Annotated in this window: 20 protein-coding genes; 12 read left to right on the top strand and 8 right to left on the bottom strand. The window is 66.6% G+C overall.

Translation table 11 applies throughout. From position 1 onward, the window contains the following. Positions 1 to 6 precede the first annotated feature (6 nt). The 4 genes from ACRYA2_RS03515 to ACRYA2_RS03530 all read left to right on the top strand — a co-directional run bounded on the left by ACRYA2_RS03515 (position 7) and on the right by ACRYA2_RS03530 (position 3,942). Positions 7 to 420, top strand: a complete 414-nt coding sequence (locus tag ACRYA2_RS03515) for a DUF7344 domain-containing protein (RefSeq protein ID WP_433624263.1) — start codon at positions 7 to 9, stop codon at positions 418 to 420. 113 nt (positions 421 to 533) lie between these two features. Next, positions 534 to 2,276 (top strand): acyl-CoA carboxylase subunit beta, encoded by a 1,743-nt coding sequence (locus ACRYA2_RS03520; protein ID WP_433624265.1) that lies wholly within the window; start codon positions 534 to 536, stop codon positions 2,274 to 2,276. 231 nt (positions 2,277 to 2,507) lie between these two features. Beyond that, positions 2,508 to 3,110 carry a sensor histidine kinase gene (locus ACRYA2_RS03525; protein WP_433624267.1) on the top strand — a complete coding sequence of 201 codons (603 nt, stop codon included), beginning with the start codon at positions 2,508 to 2,510 and terminating at the stop codon, positions 3,108 to 3,110. 142 nt (positions 3,111 to 3,252) lie between these two features. Next, positions 3,253 to 3,942: a helix-turn-helix domain-containing protein gene (locus ACRYA2_RS03530; protein WP_433624269.1), complete on the top strand. Its 690-nt coding sequence runs from the start codon at positions 3,253 to 3,255 to the stop codon at positions 3,940 to 3,942. A 495-nt stretch (positions 3,943 to 4,437) separates the two neighbouring features. Here the strand turns inward: ACRYA2_RS03530 and ACRYA2_RS03535 are convergent, their stop codons facing one another. Next, positions 4,438 to 5,844, bottom strand: a complete 1,407-nt coding sequence (locus ACRYA2_RS03535; protein WP_433624271.1) for an MEDS domain-containing protein — start codon at positions 5,842 to 5,844, stop codon at positions 4,438 to 4,440. Between the two features lie 556 nt (positions 5,845 to 6,400). Between ACRYA2_RS03535 and ACRYA2_RS03540 the strand changes: the two genes are divergently transcribed. After that, positions 6,401 to 6,745, top strand: a complete 345-nt coding sequence (locus tag ACRYA2_RS03540) for a DUF5658 family protein (RefSeq protein WP_433624273.1) — start codon at positions 6,401 to 6,403, stop codon at positions 6,743 to 6,745. Here the strand turns inward: ACRYA2_RS03540 and ACRYA2_RS03545 are convergent. Together ACRYA2_RS03545 and ACRYA2_RS03550 are read right to left on the bottom strand one after the other, a co-directional pair. Beyond that, positions 6,698 to 7,198, bottom strand: coding sequence for a DoxX family protein (locus tag ACRYA2_RS03545; protein ID WP_433624275.1), 501 nt, complete (start codon positions 7,196 to 7,198; stop codon positions 6,698 to 6,700). The two genes, ACRYA2_RS03540 and ACRYA2_RS03545, sit on opposite strands and share 48 nt — an antisense overlap. A gap of 53 nt (positions 7,199 to 7,251) precedes the next feature. Beyond that, complete coding sequence (locus tag ACRYA2_RS03550) at positions 7,252 to 7,761, bottom strand: MaoC family dehydratase (RefSeq protein WP_433624277.1); 510 nt, start codon at positions 7,759 to 7,761, stop codon at positions 7,252 to 7,254. Positions 7,762 to 7,928: 167 nt separating this feature from the next. Here ACRYA2_RS03550 and ACRYA2_RS03555 point away from each other — a divergent pair, with 167 nt between their 5' ends. From ACRYA2_RS03555 to cutA, 3 genes are all read left to right on the top strand, one after another. Next, positions 7,929 to 9,320 (top strand): outer membrane protein assembly factor BamB family protein, encoded by a 1,392-nt coding sequence (locus tag ACRYA2_RS03555; RefSeq protein WP_433624279.1) that lies wholly within the window; start codon positions 7,929 to 7,931, stop codon positions 9,318 to 9,320. A gap of 167 nt (positions 9,321 to 9,487) precedes the next feature. Next, a complete protein-coding gene (locus ACRYA2_RS03560) occupies positions 9,488 to 9,652 on the top strand; it encodes an HEWD family protein (RefSeq protein WP_433624281.1) in 165 nt (54 codons plus the stop codon). Position 9,653: 1 nt separating this feature from the next. After that, positions 9,654 to 9,956 (top strand): divalent-cation tolerance protein CutA, encoded by a 303-nt coding sequence (cutA, locus tag ACRYA2_RS03565; RefSeq protein ID WP_433624283.1) that lies wholly within the window; start codon positions 9,654 to 9,656, stop codon positions 9,954 to 9,956. A gap of 307 nt (positions 9,957 to 10,263) precedes the next feature. Here the strand turns inward: cutA and ACRYA2_RS03570 are convergent, their stop codons facing one another. The 3 genes from ACRYA2_RS03570 to ACRYA2_RS03580 form a co-directional block, all read right to left on the bottom strand. Continuing rightward, complete coding sequence (locus ACRYA2_RS03570; RefSeq protein ID WP_433624285.1) at positions 10,264 to 10,932, bottom strand: phosphoglycolate phosphatase; 669 nt, start codon at positions 10,930 to 10,932, stop codon at positions 10,264 to 10,266. 137 nt (positions 10,933 to 11,069) lie between these two features. Beyond that, positions 11,070 to 11,501, bottom strand: coding sequence for an arsenate-mycothiol transferase ArsC (locus tag ACRYA2_RS03575; protein WP_433624287.1), 432 nt, complete (start codon positions 11,499 to 11,501; stop codon positions 11,070 to 11,072). After that, positions 11,498 to 11,902: an ArsR/SmtB family transcription factor gene (locus ACRYA2_RS03580; protein ID WP_433624289.1), complete on the bottom strand. Its 405-nt coding sequence runs from the start codon at positions 11,900 to 11,902 to the stop codon at positions 11,498 to 11,500. The genes ACRYA2_RS03575 and ACRYA2_RS03580 overlap by 4 nt, the downstream gene beginning before the upstream one ends. Positions 11,903 to 12,074: 172 nt before the next feature. Between ACRYA2_RS03580 and ACRYA2_RS03585 the strand changes: the two genes are divergently transcribed. From ACRYA2_RS03585 to ACRYA2_RS03600, 4 genes are all read left to right on the top strand, one after another. After that, positions 12,075 to 13,343, top strand: a complete 1,269-nt coding sequence (locus tag ACRYA2_RS03585) for an MgtC/SapB family protein (RefSeq protein ID WP_433624291.1) — start codon at positions 12,075 to 12,077, stop codon at positions 13,341 to 13,343. Between the two features lie 48 nt (positions 13,344 to 13,391). Continuing rightward, complete coding sequence (locus ACRYA2_RS03590) at positions 13,392 to 14,723, top strand: class-III pyridoxal-phosphate-dependent aminotransferase (protein ID WP_433624293.1); 1,332 nt, start codon at positions 13,392 to 13,394, stop codon at positions 14,721 to 14,723. Between the two features lie 40 nt (positions 14,724 to 14,763). Then, positions 14,764 to 15,435 carry a helix-turn-helix domain-containing protein gene (locus ACRYA2_RS03595; protein WP_433624295.1) on the top strand — a complete coding sequence of 224 codons (672 nt, stop codon included), beginning with the start codon at positions 14,764 to 14,766 and terminating at the stop codon, positions 15,433 to 15,435. Positions 15,436 to 15,510: 75 nt separating this feature from the next. After that, positions 15,511 to 15,885, top strand: a complete 375-nt coding sequence (locus ACRYA2_RS03600) for a DUF7344 domain-containing protein (RefSeq protein WP_433624297.1) — start codon at positions 15,511 to 15,513, stop codon at positions 15,883 to 15,885. On the opposite strand, the gene ACRYA2_RS03605 is transcribed toward ACRYA2_RS03600, so the two are convergent. After that, the gene (locus ACRYA2_RS03605; protein ID WP_433624299.1) at positions 15,882 to 16,223 is read right to left on the bottom strand and encodes a ribbon-helix-helix protein; all 342 of its coding nucleotides are present in this window, start codon (positions 16,221 to 16,223) and stop codon (positions 15,882 to 15,884) included. The two genes, ACRYA2_RS03600 and ACRYA2_RS03605, sit on opposite strands and share 4 nt — an antisense overlap. A gap of 39 nt (positions 16,224 to 16,262) precedes the next feature. After that, on the bottom strand, positions 16,263 to 16,532 hold the full coding sequence (locus ACRYA2_RS03610) for a hypothetical protein (RefSeq protein WP_433624300.1): 270 nt from the start codon (positions 16,530 to 16,532) through the stop codon (positions 16,263 to 16,265). Between the last annotated feature and the right edge of the window lie 104 nt (positions 16,533 to 16,636).

Genomic DNA, 16,636 nt, shown 5'->3' on the forward strand with positions numbered 1-16,636 from the left:
CGGCAGATGTCAGGGGACGAACGCGGAGCCGGGGGATTCGAGCTGCTGGTGCGCGAGCAGGGGTCGGTGACGTCCGTCGACGACGTGCTCCGCCGGTCCGACGGCTGCTCGGTCGAGACGGTCATGGACGTGCTCGCTCACCGGCGGCGGCGGTACGTCCTCTATCACCTCCGCGAGAACGGTACGGCCGTCGCCGAGTCGCTCGCCGACCACATCGCCGAACAGGAGCGCGACGGGTCGACCGTCATGCCGGACCCGGCCCGTCGCCAACATCTCCGTACGGAACTGCTCCACGTGCATTTGCCGAAACTGGACGACGCCGGCGCGATAACCTTCGAGCGGACCGGGGAGTTCGTCGAGTACGACGCGTCCGAGACGCTCGAACTGTTCGTGGAACTCGCGGCGCGAGCCGAAGCGTGACTCGGGAACGGTGACCGACTGGCCCGGGACGGGGGTCGGTTCGCACGCGCGAGCGACCACGACCGTGGTCTAAAATGGAAAACGGTTTGAAATCGCTCCACGGACTGCCAGGCATGAAGGTACGCATCGCCGAGGGGGCGACCGAGGAGGAGGCCTCGGCAATCGCCAGCGCGCTCTCCCGGCACGTCGGCGACGAGGTAGAGGTGTTCGTCGGCGACGCCGACGAACCGGCAGCGACCTGGCGCGAACCGGCCGGCACGTTGGCCAGCGACGGGACGAACGCGACGGTCGGCGGAGCGGACGAGGACGACCTCGGCCCGACCGAGCGCGAGGAACGGCTCTGGGAGGAGATAGAGGAGATAGAACTGGGCGGCCCGGAGAAGTACAAAGAACGCCTGGAGGAACAGGGGAAGCTGTTCGTCCGCGACCGCCTCGACCTCTGGTTCGGGGACGACGGACTGAAGTTCGAGGACGGCAAGTTCGCCGAGTTCGACGCCGACGACCGGTTGCCGGCGGACGGCCTGCTCACGGGCGCGGCGGAGTTCGAGGGCCGCGACGTCCACTTCATGGCGAACGACTTCACCGTGAAGGCCGGTTCGATGGCGAGCAAGGGCGTCGAGAAGTTCCTCCGGATGCAACACCGCGCGCTCCAGAGCGGCAACCCCGTGCTCTACCTGATGGACTCCTCCGGGGGACGCATCGACCAGCAGACCGGCTTCTTCGCCAACCGCGAGGGCATCGGGAAGTACTACTACAACCACTCGATGCTGTCGGGGCGCGTCCCGCAAATCTGCGTGCTCTACGGCCCCTGCATCGCGGGGGCGGCCTACACCCCTGTGTTCGCCGACTTCACCGTGATGGTCGAGGAGATGTCCGCGATGGCCATCGCCAGCCCGCGGATGGTCCAGATGGTCACCGGCGAGGACATCGACATGCAGGACCTCGGCGGCGCGGGGATGCACGCGGAACACTCCGGGAGCGCGGACCTCGTGGCCCGCGACGAGGAGCACGCCCGGCAGCTCGTGGCGGACCTCGTCACGTACCTCCCCGACAAGGCCCACGAGAAACCGCCCCGGAGCGAGCCGAGCGACCCCGCGAAGTCGCCGGAGGGCATCGACGGCGTCGTACCCCAGAACCCGAACCGCGCCTACGACATGACCGACCTGATAGAGCGCGTGGTCGACGCCGGTTCGTACTTCGAGCTCCAGTCGGAGTACGGAACGGAGATCATCACCGCGTTCGCGCGCATCGACGGCCGGCCGGTCGGCATCGTCGCCAACCAGCCCGCCCAGCGCTCGGGGGCCATCTTCCCGGACGCCGCGGAGAAGGCCGCGGAGTTCATCTGGAAGTGCGACGCGTTCGAGATTCCGCTGCTCTATCTCACCGACACGCCCGGCTTCATGGCGGGGTCGCAGGTCGAGAAGGACGCCATCCTTGAGAAGGGCAAGAAGATGATCTACGCCACCTCCTCGGCGACGGTGCCCAAGCAGTGCGTCGTCGTCCGGAAGGCGTACGGCGCGGGCATCTACGCCATGTCGGGGCCGGCCTACGACCCCCAGAGCACCATCGCGCTCCCCTCCGGCGAGATAGCCATCATGGGCCCCGAGGCGGCCATCAACGCGGTCTACGCGAACAAGCTGAACGACATCGAGGACGAGGAGGAACGCAAGCAGCGCGAACAGGAACTCCGCGAGGAGTACCGCGAGGACATCGACGTCCACCGGATGGCCAGCGAGACCGTCATCGACGAGATCGTCCCGCCGTCGACGCTGCGCGACGAACTCGAGGCGCGCTTCGAGTTCTACGCCGACCTCGACAAGGACCTGCCGGACAAGAAGCACGGGACGATTCTGTAACGCGAATCCTCGACCGTACGGCTGTTCGTGAACGGCCGGCGATACGGTCGGAACTTCCGGGAGCGGTCTTCCGGACCGACCGGCCGGCAGATACTACGACCTGTCGCCCAACGGATTTTCACCCCCCACAGACGGAAAAAGGGCCAATGAGCTCCGACCAGCGAGCAGCGACTTGAGGAGACGGTCGAGAAACTCGAACAGTCGAACGAGCGCCTGGAGAGCTTCGCCAGCATGCTCGCCCACGAGCGCCGCAATCCCGTCACCATCGGCCAGATGTACTGTCACGAACTGCCGGACGAGGCCAACTCGGACGCGGTCGAGCATGTCAGGGAAGCGTTCGACCGCATCGACGCCATGATCGACGTCAGGCTGGCGTTGACGCGGGGCCACGAGGCGGTCGGCGAGCGAACCACGGTCTCGCTCGCAGACGTGGCGCGGGAAGCGTGGGACGAGGTCGAGACACCCGACGCGACGGTCGACATCGACGTCGACCGGACGATTCAGGCCGACGAGACGTACATTCGCCACCTGTTCCAGAATCTCTTCGAGAACGCCGTCGAACACGGCGGAGCGGACGTCGACGTCGCGGTCGGCGAACTCCCGACCGGGTTCTACGTGGCCGACGACGGCCCCGGCATCCCGGCCGACGACCGTGACGCCGTGTTCGAAGCCGGATTCACGACGGCAGCCGAGAAAGGCGGTACCGTAGTAGGGCTGGCGTTCGTCCAGAAGCTGACCGAGGTGTACGGGTGGGAGTCCCGGGCGACCGAGAGCGCGGCCGGCGGGTCCCGGTTCGAGTTCACGAACGTAGACGAGGATGCACCGCGGGACTGAGCAGGTCACCCCTCCCGGGCCGTCGACCCTCGAGCAGGTTCACCGTGCGTGACGCACCGATTTACCGGCCGGCTTGGATGTCACCCGATTAATCAGAAATAGACAGAAAAGGGTATAGAGAGCGCACTGTTCATTGGTCCTGATGGCAGGGACAATCGTCGAAGTGAGAATTCCGTCCGAGCAGTTCGCGCTCGAACAGACGTTGCAGCGCCTGGAGACGGTCCGATTCGACATCGAGCAGTTGGTCGCGTCGAAGGAGGATTTGATACTGCCGTTCGTCTGGGTGGGGACCGGAAAGCGCGACGAGATCGAAGACGCGTTCGGGGACGACGACACTGTCGACGACTTCCAGCTCGTAGCGGAGTTCGACGACGAGTACCTGTACAGGCTCGAATGGAGCACGCGCATCGAAGTCCTCGCCAATATACTGGTCAAGCAGAAGGGAACCGTGCTCGCGGCCTCCGGAAAGGGCGACACGTGGAATTTTCGACTCCTGTTCGGCGACCGAGACGCGATTACGGAAACGAACGAGTACTGCGCCGAGAAAGGAATCGACCTCGAAGTTCAGAACATAAAGTCCCTCTCGGGGCACGAAGAGGGACGGTTCGGGCTCTCGCAGGAACAGCGAGACGCCCTGCAGCTCGCGTCCGACCGGGGTTACTATTCGGTGCCGCGAGAGACGAGCGCGGAAGAACTCGCCGAGGAACTGGGAATCTCCCACCAGGCGCTCTCCGAGCGACTCCGGCGGGCGCACGACGCTCTCGTGACGAACACGGTAGTGCTCGGCCACGGACCGACGGGGCCGTCGACAGACGGCACCGCTGCTGATTAATGGACAGTCGGCCTTCGAAGCGATTCCGGTAGCAGCGCTGGCTTCATCGCCCTCGAAGCTTCTTCTCTCCCCGTTTGCGGACTCTTCGACTCGACACTCCGGAGCGGGGACGTTGCTACGAGCTACGAGGACCTATCGGTGGAAGTCGGCCGACCACGGTCCCGCCGAACGGGATTCCGGACCAACCTAACCCGATTCCGCCAGCGTAATCCCGGAGTGCGTTCTTTGTGGCCGCGGATTACACCAGTCAGGGACGTAAGAACTAACTCGCTCCGAATCATGGTTATTGTTGACATGGTGCAAACCAAGTCCCCGTTGAAACTCCGGTTGTTTCTGTTGTTCCAGTTGCTGCTCTGGATAGTCGTCCTCTTCTTCGGGTGGATGGTCGCGAGCATCGTGTTCTAGACCACCCGGCGTCGCACTCCCTTCCTGCGAGCAGACGTCGAAGGTATCCGGCTCCGGCTGTCGTTCCGTACGGAGTCGTGGTGTGAGCAATCAGCGACTCGGCGCGGCGCACTCGACGTTCCGAAACTCGAACCGCGCCCCGCCGCTCCGGCTCTCGGTGAGCGTACAGTCCCACGCGTAGGCTGCGGCCAGTTGCGACACGAACGTGAGGCCGAGGCCGATGCCGTTCGACGCCGTGGTGCACCCCGCCTCCAGGACGGCCTCCCGGTCCGCGTCCGGGATGCCGGGGCCGTCGTCGGCCACGTAGAAGCCGTCGGCGTCCGCGAGGTCGCCGATTCGCACGGTCACGTCCGCTCCGCCGTGTTCGACGGCGTTCTTGAACAGGTTCTCGAGCAGATGCCAGATGTGGACCGAATCGGCCGACACCGTTCGTTCGGTCTCGACGACGAGGTCCGACGACGGCGCGGCTACCTTCGTCCAGACCTCCGTTGCAGCCTCTGCCAGTGCCACCGTGTCCCGGTCGATGGCCGCGTCGGTCGTCCGCGCGGTGATGAGCAGGATGTCTATCATCTCCTCGATGCGGTCGAGCGCCCGCTCGATTTCGGTCACGGCGTCCGGATTCCCGCCGCCGACCTCGTGGAGGTACATCTGAGCGATGTGCAGCGGATTCCGGAGTTCGTGGGCGAGCATGCTGGCGAAGCTCTCCAACCGGTTGTTCTGGCGCTGGAGTTGTCGTTCGTGCTGGCGGAGTTGGACGGTCGCCTGCGTCCGCTCGCGGAGGGTCTCCAGCATCCTGGTCGTCTCTCGGGCGGGTCGGTCGGGGCCAAAGAACTCCTCGGGCGGCGTGTAGTAGCAGTTGTGACAGACGGTGTTGTCGTAGACCAGATGAGGGTGGGTTCGGACGATGTCGCGGAGAATCTCCGGCGGGAACCGTTCGCGGTTGTACTGACAGAGCGCGATACAGTCCTCGTCGGGAATCAGTCGGTTGAGTTTGCCCTCGTACTCGATGAGGTCCTCGATCTCCGGGTCGTCGCCGAAAATCCACGTCATCTCGCCGGCGATGCGGAGCGCCTCGTACTCTTCTATGGCCTCCTCGATGGATTCGGAGAGGAACGCTATCATCTCGTCGGGGTCGAATCCGCCGTCACGGCAGTAGGTGTCCTGTTTCGAGTGGAGGGTCAGTGCGCCGGATTCCAGGGCAGCGTCCACGTCGACGTCGGACCGTCGCATCGCAGCGATGATCTCCGCTTCGGAGTTCTCGTCGGCAATGTACATGCACCGCTCGTCGCGTTCGAGCCCCTGCTCGACGAACGGGACGACGGCTTCGAGTTGCTCCTCCCGGGTCTCGTAGACGAGTGCGAGGTGGTCGTTCGAGTGGTGGCCGTCGAGCGGTTCCACTGGGCCGCGAAACGTGGGACTGTTCCGAAGCGCGTCGAGGCCGCTCTCCAGGCCCACTGTGCCCTGACGGTCGATGGTCGGTTGTGCGTTTTTACTCATTGTCTTCGGGCGGGCTTCGGGAGAATTACCACTGGACACTCCACCGTCGACCAGGTAGACAGTGTCCGCGCGTGTCTCGCATATGGGCGACACCGTTGTCTCTAGTTGTGACGGAGTGATCGTATCTGTTGGTGCACCCCCGAAACGTACATCTTCTTAGGCAGCCGCCACCTTAATTCTGATGTTTACAGAGAGAATAACATACGGTAGTGATAGGCACAGCAACTCTCGATGCGGTTCGGTTCATCTCCTACATTGCCTGCGAGTTTCTGATAGTCTCTGAACGACGGAATCGTCTGGGGCGACGACCCGCTTCTCGCTGACCCGGCCGGTCGTCGCCCCGCCGACGGTACGCGGCAGGTTCGTCGACCCTGGTCGAGCGTTACGGCCGACGGAGACGGTTCCGTGCGTGGCGACGCCGATCGACGCCGTCTCCGGCGGAAACGGGGGCCCATCGGCGGGTTTAGAGGGTGCCTAACGGCCGACAAGCCGGTTTATAATAAAGCCCGTTCGGGTCGTCGGTGCGGACGACGCGGGCCTCCCGCGTGACACACCCATGAGTCACCGACGACCCTCGACCGTTCGTCTCGGAGGCGCGGCGTGGCCCGACGTCGGACGCGTCGAGCGCATCCTCTGGCTGATCGCTGCACTCACACTCGCGGGCGACCTCCTCACCACGTACGCCGGCCTCCGCGCCGGTATGGTGGAGTCCAACCCGGTCGCGCGCTCCGCCATCGCCCGGTTCGGGTTCGTGGCGCTCTTCGGCATCAAGGCGTTCGCGGTCGGCGTCGGCGTCGCCTGTCGACCGCTGTTGCCCAGCGAGTACACGGCCGTCGTTCCCGCTGGCCTCGCGCTACCGTGGGCGGTCGCGACGCTGCTCAACCTCTCGCTGTTCCTCTGAGTCGTCGCGACGGGGGCGCTCCGACGACGGGCCGCTCCGGCCCTCCCTCTCGCTCACACTCTCGAACAGCACGGCCCACGCGAGCGCCGTCAGGCCGACGTCCCGGACGAGAACGTCCACGAAGGGGGCGTCGACGGTGAGCGCGGCGAACGCGAGATACGCGACGGTCGCGGTGAGCGAGATGGCGACGACCGCCGCGGCGAACGCCGCGTAGCGGTCGCGGAGGATTGCGAGTCCGAACCCGACCTCGAGCACGCCGTTCGCGAGCATGAAGGCGTCGGGGGAGACGACCAGCCATGGCGCGAGCCAGTCGACGACGTAGGCGGCCCATGCGTCCGGCGCGAACAGTTTGTGAACCCCCGCCAGCAGTATCGTCAGGCCGAGGCCGACGCGCGCCACGGTAGTCGGGTCTGGTGCGCGCCGCGAGAGCTCCCGTTCGAGGCGTCCGAACACGGGGACGCTTCGTCCCCCGGGCACGAAACGGATGCGGTTCCGGTCGACGCTCGCTACTCGCCGTCCACGTGTTCGCGTTTCAGCGACAGCACCGTCCGGTCGAACTCACAGACCAGCGTCTCGTCCTCGCCGTCGGACGAGTCCGACGAGCCGCCGCTCCCCGAGGATCCGTTCACCGTGAACGCCTCGACGTGCATCGTGACGACGCCGCGCTCGCCGTCGCTCGTCTCGCGCTTGTCGGTGACGGTCGACTGGGCGCGGATGGTGTCGCCGTGGAACACCGGGTTCGGGTGTTCGACATCGTCGTACGAGAGGTTCGCGACGATGGTGCTGTCGGTCGTGTCAGGGATGGAGAGTCCGACCGCGAGGCTCATCGTGTAGAGACCGTTGACGAGGCGCTCGCCGAACTCGGTGTCCGCGGCGAACTCGGCGTCGAGGTGCAGCGGCTGCTGGTTCATCGTCATGTCGCAGAACTGCTGGTTGTTGCTCTCGCTGATGGTCCGACGCTTGCCGTGTTCGATGGTCTCGCCAACCTCGAACTCCTCGTAGTACAGACCCGTCATGAGCCGAACTGCGATACCTGCCGGAAAAATCCTGTCGGTCTGGAGCGAACAGTTCCGACCGTTGCGCGCCAGTAATGTGTCGATACCGGCGGCTAACCGGTCCATAACAAAGCGGCAATTATTTTAATAATCTGCCAATCAGACCGTAATCAGGTCTGTAACTACACATGAACGGGGACGACACAGAGGACACGACGGCGCGAGCAAGTGATTTCCAACTGATAGGTGCAGAACGGACCGGAGAACCGAACGACAGTGATAGCGAGTTTGACACGAAGGCGGTCGCGGAGTTCCAGTTCGACCAGGTGACGCGTCGCGGCGACGAACGCGTCGCCCGCAGCGTCGAATGGTCGTTCGAGCGTAGCGAGGCGAGCGACGGTTCGGACCACCTCGCGTCCGACGGGGGCGTGGAGAGAAACGACGCGGACGAGGGAGCGAAGCCGACCGGGGCGGACGACGTCGCGTCGCCGTCGACCGAGGGGTTCACGCCGGGACCGCGGCGACGGTCGACGACCGGCGACGCCGGAATCGGGACCCGACGCGGGGGAGCGAGCGACGCGACGAACGAGCGCGGCCGGGACGTGACCGGTCGGGCGGCCGGACGGGTCCGCGCGACGTGGCGCACGCGGGTCGGCGGTCCGGTCGGGACGCCGCCGGTGGTCCGGGACCGGGGCGTGTACGCCGGTACGGGGGACGGCATCACCGTCGCACTCGACAGGCGCGACGGCGTGAGCGAGTGGCTGTTCGAGACGTCGACCGCCGTGGGACCGACCGCGGTGACCGGGGAGGCGGTGTACGTCGGGGACCGCGACGGCGTCCTCCACGCGCTCGATGCGAGCAGCGGAGTCGAGCTGTGGCGGTTCGAGACGGACGCCGGCGTCGACGTCGCGCCAGTCCCCGTCGGTGACGACGTGTACGTGGCGAGCCGCGACGGCCAGGTGTCGGTTCTCGACGCCGCAAACGGCGACCGCCGCCGGTCGTTCCGCACCGTCGCCCGCGCGGTGAGTTCGCTCGCGGTCGCGGACGATGCGGTGTACGTGACGGGACTCGACGGCGGCCTGTACGCCCACAAGTTCGACGGCACCGAACGGTTCCGCTTCCGGCCCTCGCTGGCGGTCGCGGCCGCGCCAGCGGTCGCTGACGGCGTCGCCTACGTCGGCACGGTGGACGGCGACCGCGTGTTCGCCGTCGACACGGCGACCGGGGACGCGTACTGGGAGCACCGCACCGGGGCCGGCGTCTGGTCGTCGCCGGTGTTCGCCGGCGACGCGGTGTACGCGACGAGCACGGACGGGTCGGCCTACGCCCTCGACGCTCGCTCGGGGTCGGTCCGGTGGCGGGTCGCGACGGACGCCCGCATCTGGGGCCGGCCGGCGGTCACCGACGAGGCGGTGTACGTCGCCAACGATGACGGTCTGACGTTCGCGTTCGACCGCGCGACAGGACGAACGCGCTGGCGGTTCATGGCGCAGGACGGCGTCGTCGCCGGGCCCGCGGTCGGCCGTCACGCGGCGTACGTCGGCGACGTCTCCGGGACGGTGTCGGCGATTCCGCTGTGAGCCGTACCGGTTCGAACCGCCGCGTCAGCGTCCTCGTTCGCACCGTCGGCTTCGGCCATCGGTCCTCCTGTACGGGCGACGGTAGTGGCGTTGTCGCTCCCCGCTCGCGCTTGACCGTCGGGACAGGGAAGGCAAGTTAAGTGGATTCGACGCCACGTTTCGAACCGATGGTCGAACTGAACGTACCGAAACGTCGACGGTGTCTGCGCTGCGGCCGCGAGGAGGAGTTCGACGAGTCCGTTCACGGCTGGGTCGTCTCCTCGTCGTCGGGCGAAACGTACTGCATCCACGAGTGGGACATCAACGGTACCCACAATCCCATCGCCGAGTGAGATGCCGACCGCGTACGTCACCGCGCCGCCGGACGCGGCCACCGACATCGCGGAGTTGCTCGTCGAGGAGCGCCTCGCGGCCTGCGTCAACCGGTTCCCCTGCCGGTCAGTCTACCGCTGGGACGGCGACGTCCACCGCGACGAGGAGGTGGTCCTGCTCGCGAAGACGACCGACGAGCGCTGGGAGGACCTCGTCGCCCGAATCGAGGACGCCCACCCCTACGACGTCCCCTGCGTCGAGCGCTTCGACGAGAGCGCGACGCTCGACTCGTTCGGCGACTGGGTGGACGCGGAGGTGGCGTGATGGACGAGAGAGGCCCCTGGGCGCTCGCGCTGGGCGTCCTCGGCGTCGGCGTCGCCGCGTTCGCCAACGAGGTTCGACGGCGGCGGCGCACGGACGACGAGGACGAGTAGCCCAGAGTCGACCCCGTTTCCGTACGGGATGGCAAGTGCGACGGCGTCACCGCCGGAACGACCGTGACGCCTACCCCGAGGAGAGCACGGAGGAACTTCGTGCTCGTCGTCTCGATCTTCTCGCCGTTCGACGCAAAATCACGCCCCGGCAGACCGACCACGGGGAAGGGTCGGTTCGCCCGGAAGGAGTTCGCGGACTACTCCCGCAACGCTTCCAGCACCGCGAGCGTCCCCTCGGCGTACGACCCCTCGACCACGGTGTCGGCGGCCTGGCGCGCCTTGTCGTCGGCGTTCGCCACGGCGTAGGACTCCCCGGCGACGCCGAACGTCGACACGTCGTTCTCCGAGTCGCCGACGGCGACGAACTCCCCGGGGTCGCGGTCGAGCAGGCGCGCGACCGACTTCAGCCCCTGCCCCTTGCTCACGTCGGGCGGCTTGACGTGGTAGGCGTACCCCGTGTCGACGACCTCCAGACCGTGCTCGCTGGCGAGTTCCTCCAGCGGGCCGAGCGGCTGGTCGCGCCGGACCGCTATCTCGGTCTCCCGCCAGCGGTTCGTGAGGTCGGACCGCCCCCAGCCGAGGTCGTGGCCCGCCGCACGGTACTCCTCGGCGACCGCGCGGGCCGCCTCGCCGTCGCCGTTCACCGTCACCTCGTCGCGCGCGAGGACGATACCGCCGTTCTCCGCGATGACGTTCTGCGGGAGTCCGAGGAAGTGCGCGAGCGCCACCGGGTAGGGGAACGCCTTCCCCGTGGCGACGACGACGGGAGCGTCCCAGTCGGGGAGCAGGTCGAAAAATCGGGGGTCGATCGAGTCGTCGCGCCGGGTCATCGTGCCGTCGATGTCGAGGACGAGCGGCGGGTCCATGCCCGCTCGTTCGGACGAGCGATATTTAGTCTCCCCGACTCCCTGAACCGGGAACGGTGTCCCAGTCGCCGGAGGGCAGTCGAGCGGCGGGGACGACATCGTTCGCCGCCGAGGAGGAAGCCGGTCGAGAGGGAGGGTCAGTCCGTCTCGTCCGATTGGAGCTCGTCGAACAGCGCGACGACGCGGGAAGCTATCTCGTCGCGGATCTCCCTGACCTCATCGACGCTCTCGCCGTGGGGGTCATCCAGGTCCCAGTCGCGGTTCTCGCCGCTCCACGTGGCCGGACACACGTCGGACGCCGAACACCCCATCGTCAGCACGTAGTCGCACTCCTGCAACTCCGCCGGCGTTATCTCCCGCGGTTCGCGGTCGGAGAGGTCGATTCCCTCCTCGGCCATCGCCTCGACGACCTCGTCGTGGACCGAGTCCGCGGGGCGAGTCCCCCCAGAGCGGATTTCGAGAGTTTCGAGGCCGCGCCTCTCGCGCTCGCGCTCGGCGAACGCGGTGGCCATCTGGCTCCGTCCGGCGTTCTGCACGCAGACGAACGCGACCGTCGACGGTTCGCTCACGCGTCGCTCCCTCCGCCGTCGCGCGTGTCGTCCAGGGCGGCGAGCAGCGCCTCGGCGCGCTCGGTCGTCGCGTAGTAGCGCCACTTGCCGTCCTTCCGGCGCTCGACGAGTCCCGCCTCGGTCAGGTCCGACAGCGCGTGGCTCAGCGCGCTGTCGCCCACGTCCACGAGCGGGGCGAGTTCGCAGACGCAGAGGTCACCGTCGGCCGCGGCGAGCAGGCGAGCGACGCGGTACCGGGTGTCGTTCGACAGCGCCGACAGGGCTCGCGTGTCGGCGGTGCTGTCGGGGACGGCGTCGGTGAGCGCCGTCAACTCCTCGCGGCGCTGCTCGACGTCCTCGTCGCAGCATTCGCCGAGACGGTCGACGAGGAGTCGTCGCAGCGTTTCGTCGGTTGTCGACATCGATACGACGATTGAACAACTGTTCAGATAACGGTTCCGATGCGGTCGCCCCCGGCGCGCGACTCGCTCCGGGAGAACACCGCCCGCTCCCGGCGTCGGCGGACTCCCCGGGACGGTGTCGGAGATGTCACGGCCGCTAGTCTTTAATCGAATGGGGGCAGTAGTTCGAACAGTGCCGGGAATCGAAGACGTACTCGTGTCGGCTTCGCTCGACAGCGACGTCGTTCGCGTCATACTCGCGGGCGCACTCGGACTGTTCCTCGGACTGGAGCGCGAGTGGTCACAGAAGTCCGCGGGCATACGGACGTTCACGCTCATAAGTCTGCTCGGCGCGGCGTTCACCATCGTCGACCGGGACGTCCTCCTGTTTCTCGGTGGCCTGCTCGTCATCGTCCAGGGCGTCCTGCTCGCGGTCCAGGGGCTGGTGGTCGAGGAGAACGACGGACTGTCGCTGACCACCTCCGTCTCGATGCTCGTCACCTTCGGCGTCGGCGTCCTCGTCGCCGAGGGGTACATCCTCGTCGGCGTCACCGTCGCCGTGGTGTCGTCGCTGCTGCTCGTGCTGAAGCGCGAACTCCACACGTTCGCGTGGGGGCTCTCCCGGGAGGAACTGCGTTCGGCCGCCGAGTTCGCCATCCTGGCGTTCGTCATCTACCCGCTGCTTCCGCCGGGAGACGTGCCGGTCCTGGACGTCACGGTCAGCCCGCGACTCGTCTGGCTAATGGTCGTCACCGTCGCCGGCATCGGCATCGCCAACTACGCGCTCGTCCGGAACTACGGGGGACGCGGCATCGCGGTCACGGGATTCTTCGGCGGTCTAGCGTCCTCGACGGCGGTCGTCGGGACGATGCTCGACCACGTCCGCCAGCGTCCGCAGGCCGCCTCCTACGGCGTGGCGGCCATCCTGCTCGCCGACGCCGCGATGGCGGCCCGGAACCTCGCCATCGCCATCGCGTTCACGCTCGGCAGTTCGAAGGAACCGCTGTACGGCGCGACCATCCCGCTGGGCGTCATCATCGTCGGCAGCGTCGCCATCGCCGCCTACACCGCGGACTGGTCCGAACAGGTCGACATCGACCTCGAGAGTCCGTTCTCGCTGCGCAACGTGCTGGGGTTCGGACTCATCTTCCTGCTCGTCGTCGTGGGGGGTGCGGTCGCGAAGGCCCAGTTCGGACAGACGGGGTTCTACGTCACCGCCCTCCTCTCCGGACTGGTCTCCAGCGCGGGCGTGACCGCCTCGGCGGTCACCCTCTACAGCGGTGGCAACCTGGACCAGGGGACGGCCGTGCTCGGCATCATGCTGGCCACCGCGTCGAGCATCGCCGTCAAGGCCGCGTTGACCGCGTCCGCACCCGACCGCCAGTTCGCCTACCGGGTCACCGTCTGGAGCACCGTGCTACTCGTCGGGGCCGGCGCAGCTGCCATCGTGGCAGCGTATTGACCGATTTGTAACGAATTTTTTAAAACACGGTCTTCCGTACGGCGGTGCATGGACCGACATTCCGCAGAGCCCCAGGTCCGAGAGATACCGAGCGAGAGAGCACAGCGATGGGTCGAGTACCATCACCAGTTCTCCGCTCCGAGCACCTACGTCTACGAGTTCGTCTGGGACATCACGGACGAGGCCGAAGGCCCGTTCTGTACGGACGTGGACGGCAACGTCCTCATGGACTTCACGAGTCACGTCGCCTCCGCACCGCTTGGGTACAACAACCCGAAGATAGTGGACAAACTCCGCGAGCTCGACCTCGTCGACCCCACCAAGATAGCCGGCCAGGACTTCTACACGTCGGGCGGCTGGCCGCCCGAAGACCCCGAGTTTCCCGGTCCAGCCCAGTTGATGGACCGGCTGACCGACGCGACGAGCCAGTACGACATGGACACCGTCTTCCTCAGCAACTCGGGCGCGGAGGCCGTCGAGAACGCCATCAAGATCTGTTACCAGGGCGGCGGCCACCGGGCGTTCACGTTCGACGGCGCGTTCCACGGTCGCACGCTCGGCGCGCTCTCGCTCAACCGCTCGAAGCGCGCTCATCGGAAGGGATATCCCGAGATTCCCGGCGTCGTCAGCGTCCCATACTGCTCCTGCGACGACGTCTGCGAGTGCGGTTGGAAGACCAACGGGCCGGGCGGCAACCCCATCGCGGACAAACTCGACCCCGAACAGGGCGTCATCGACCCCGAGGAGGTCGCGTTCGTCATCCTCGAATCGGTCCAGGGCGAGGGGGGCTACCGCGTCCCGAACGAGGAGTTCGTCCGGGACCTCGCCGACATCCGGGAGCGCTTCGACGTGAACGTCGTCGTCGACGAGATACAGGCCGGCATGGGCCGGACGGGCGAGATGTGGGGCGTCGACCACCTCGACCTCGAACCGGACGTCATCACGAGTGCGAAGGGACTCCGCGTCGGCGCGACCATCTCGCGGTCGGACGTGTTCCCCGAGGAGACGGGACGGCTCTCCTCGACGTGGGGAGCGGGCGACGTCGTTTCGTCGCTCCAGGGAGCACTCACCCTCGACGCCATCGAGGAACACGACCTGCTCGGCAACGCCGTCGAACGGGGCCGGCAGGCCCGCGAGAGGATTGCGGACGCCGACCCTGCGAACGTCGTCGACGTACGGGGTCGCGGCCTGCTGCTCGCGCTGGAGTTCGACACCAAAGAGCGTCGCGAGGCCGTCGTCGAGGCGGCGCTGAAACGGGGCCTGCTCACGCTGGGTTGTGGCTACAAGACGCTGCGCGTGCTCCCACCGCTCGACGTGACCGAGCGCGAGATCGACCTCGGTATGGACCTGCTGTTCGACGCCATCGAGGACGTCGCGTAGGGGCGAGATACGTTTACGTTTCGAGAACGAAGCGCACGCGATGAGCGTCATCGTGGAACTTACCATCTCGAGCCAGGAGTTCCTGCTCGGGACCGCCCTGGGAATACCGGACCGGACTCGCGTCGAACTCGAACGAGTCGTCCCGTCCTCCCCCGACGTCCTGCCGTTCTTCTGGGTCGTCTCCGACGATCCGTCGGCCTTCGAGGAGTTCGAGCGTCACGTCTCCGAGACGGAGGAAGTGAACGACCTCGTCGCGCTCGACCGTCTCGACGATCGGGTACTGTACCGCGCGAAGTGGGGCAAAGCGGTCGAGAGTCTCGTGCACGGCATCGCGGAGTCCGGTGCGACGATTCTCGAGGCGCGGGGCAACGACGAGTGGTACTTCCGGCTCCGATTCGCGGACCACGGCGATCTGTCGGCGTTCGACACCTACTGCGACGAACACGGCCTCGATTACCGACTCGACCGGGTCAGCACCGAAAGTGCCACGCACGACGAGTCGTACGAGTTCGACCTGACCGACGAGCAACGAGAGGCGCTCGTGATGGCCGTCGAGCGCGGCTACTTCGACGTGCCGCGGGAGGTCACGCTGGACGAACTCGCCGACGAACTCGACATCACCCAGCAGGCGATGTCGGAGCGTCTGCGACGCGGCGAGCAGACCGTAATGCGCACGGCGCTGTCCCAAGCCGACGGCGATACGGTAGCGTAATTCCAACTGACCCCTCAAAAGGCGGTTGTAAAAACAGGCACCGTAGATACCCTCCGGGAGTTACTGCTTCCACGTGTGAAAGTTGACCCCAACCCGAACGCCGGAGTGCGACCGAGCGACGGTTCCGATGGTGAGCACGAACTCCCCGAGTGGGTCGCCAACGGGGAGGCGGTCGGCCTCGACGCGCTGCTCGACGTGCCCGAGGGAATCCTCGACGTGCTGGCGGAGCAGCGTCGGCGAATCGTCCTCCGGAAGTTACGCGAGGGGGACGGTCGGGCCACCGTAACGGAACTCGCCGGAGCGGTCGCGGACCACGACGATTCGTGTCCGAGCGTCGACCTGGCGGCGGCGTCGCTCCACCACACCCACGTACCGAAACTGGTCGACGCCGGATTCGTCGAGTGGCGTCGGGGCGGCGAAGCGGTTTCGCTCGCCGTCGATCTCGATTAGAACTGGTAGCGTCGGTTGTCGTCGCCGTCCAGTCCCGTCGAGGCTCCCGTCGCGTTCACGCCGCCGGCCATCTCCTCGTAGGTCATCCCTGAGAGGTACTCGTCGTAGGTCACGTTGTAGGTGCTGCGGAGGTGGAAGTCGAGGTTGCCGGTGTCGACGGTCGACTGGAACAGCATGTGGACTGCGCGTCGAACGAGTTCGTCGGTGTCGTCGACGTCGAGGGCGGCCCCGAGCATCGCGAGTTCGTTTCTCGTCTGCCGGTCGAGTTCGACCGACAGTTCGTCGTCGAGGTCCGCGTACGCAGCCTCCACGTCGTCGTTCAGGTCGTCCAGGCTCATGCCCGAGACGTCGGGCGACGACCGGATACCGCTTTCGCTCTAGAACTCGCGTTCACACACCCGGCAGGCGTCGCGGCTGGCGTAGTTTCGCGTGTCGCAGTGCGGACAGACGATGTACTGGTCGGTGTCTCGCGAGAGCGCGACGTCGTCGGTGTCGCGTCGGTGGAGCGCCGTTCCGATGCCGGCGAGGACGAACCCGCAACCGAGGACGAACCAGACGAGCGGACTTCGTGCGAAAACGAGCGAAGCGAGGGGGGCGACGAGAATAACGACGCCGACGAGTAACAGCGTGGAGGGCCGCACGCGCATGTTCCCGGAAGTTACCACGAGGATGGTATAAGCGTTCATGTTGCCCGCGACAGTGCTATTAGTTCACGCTTGCGGGGCGGCGTGCTCGGGGTCGCCGGTCGCAC

The organism is Halomicrococcus pelagicus, assembly GCF_050954125.1.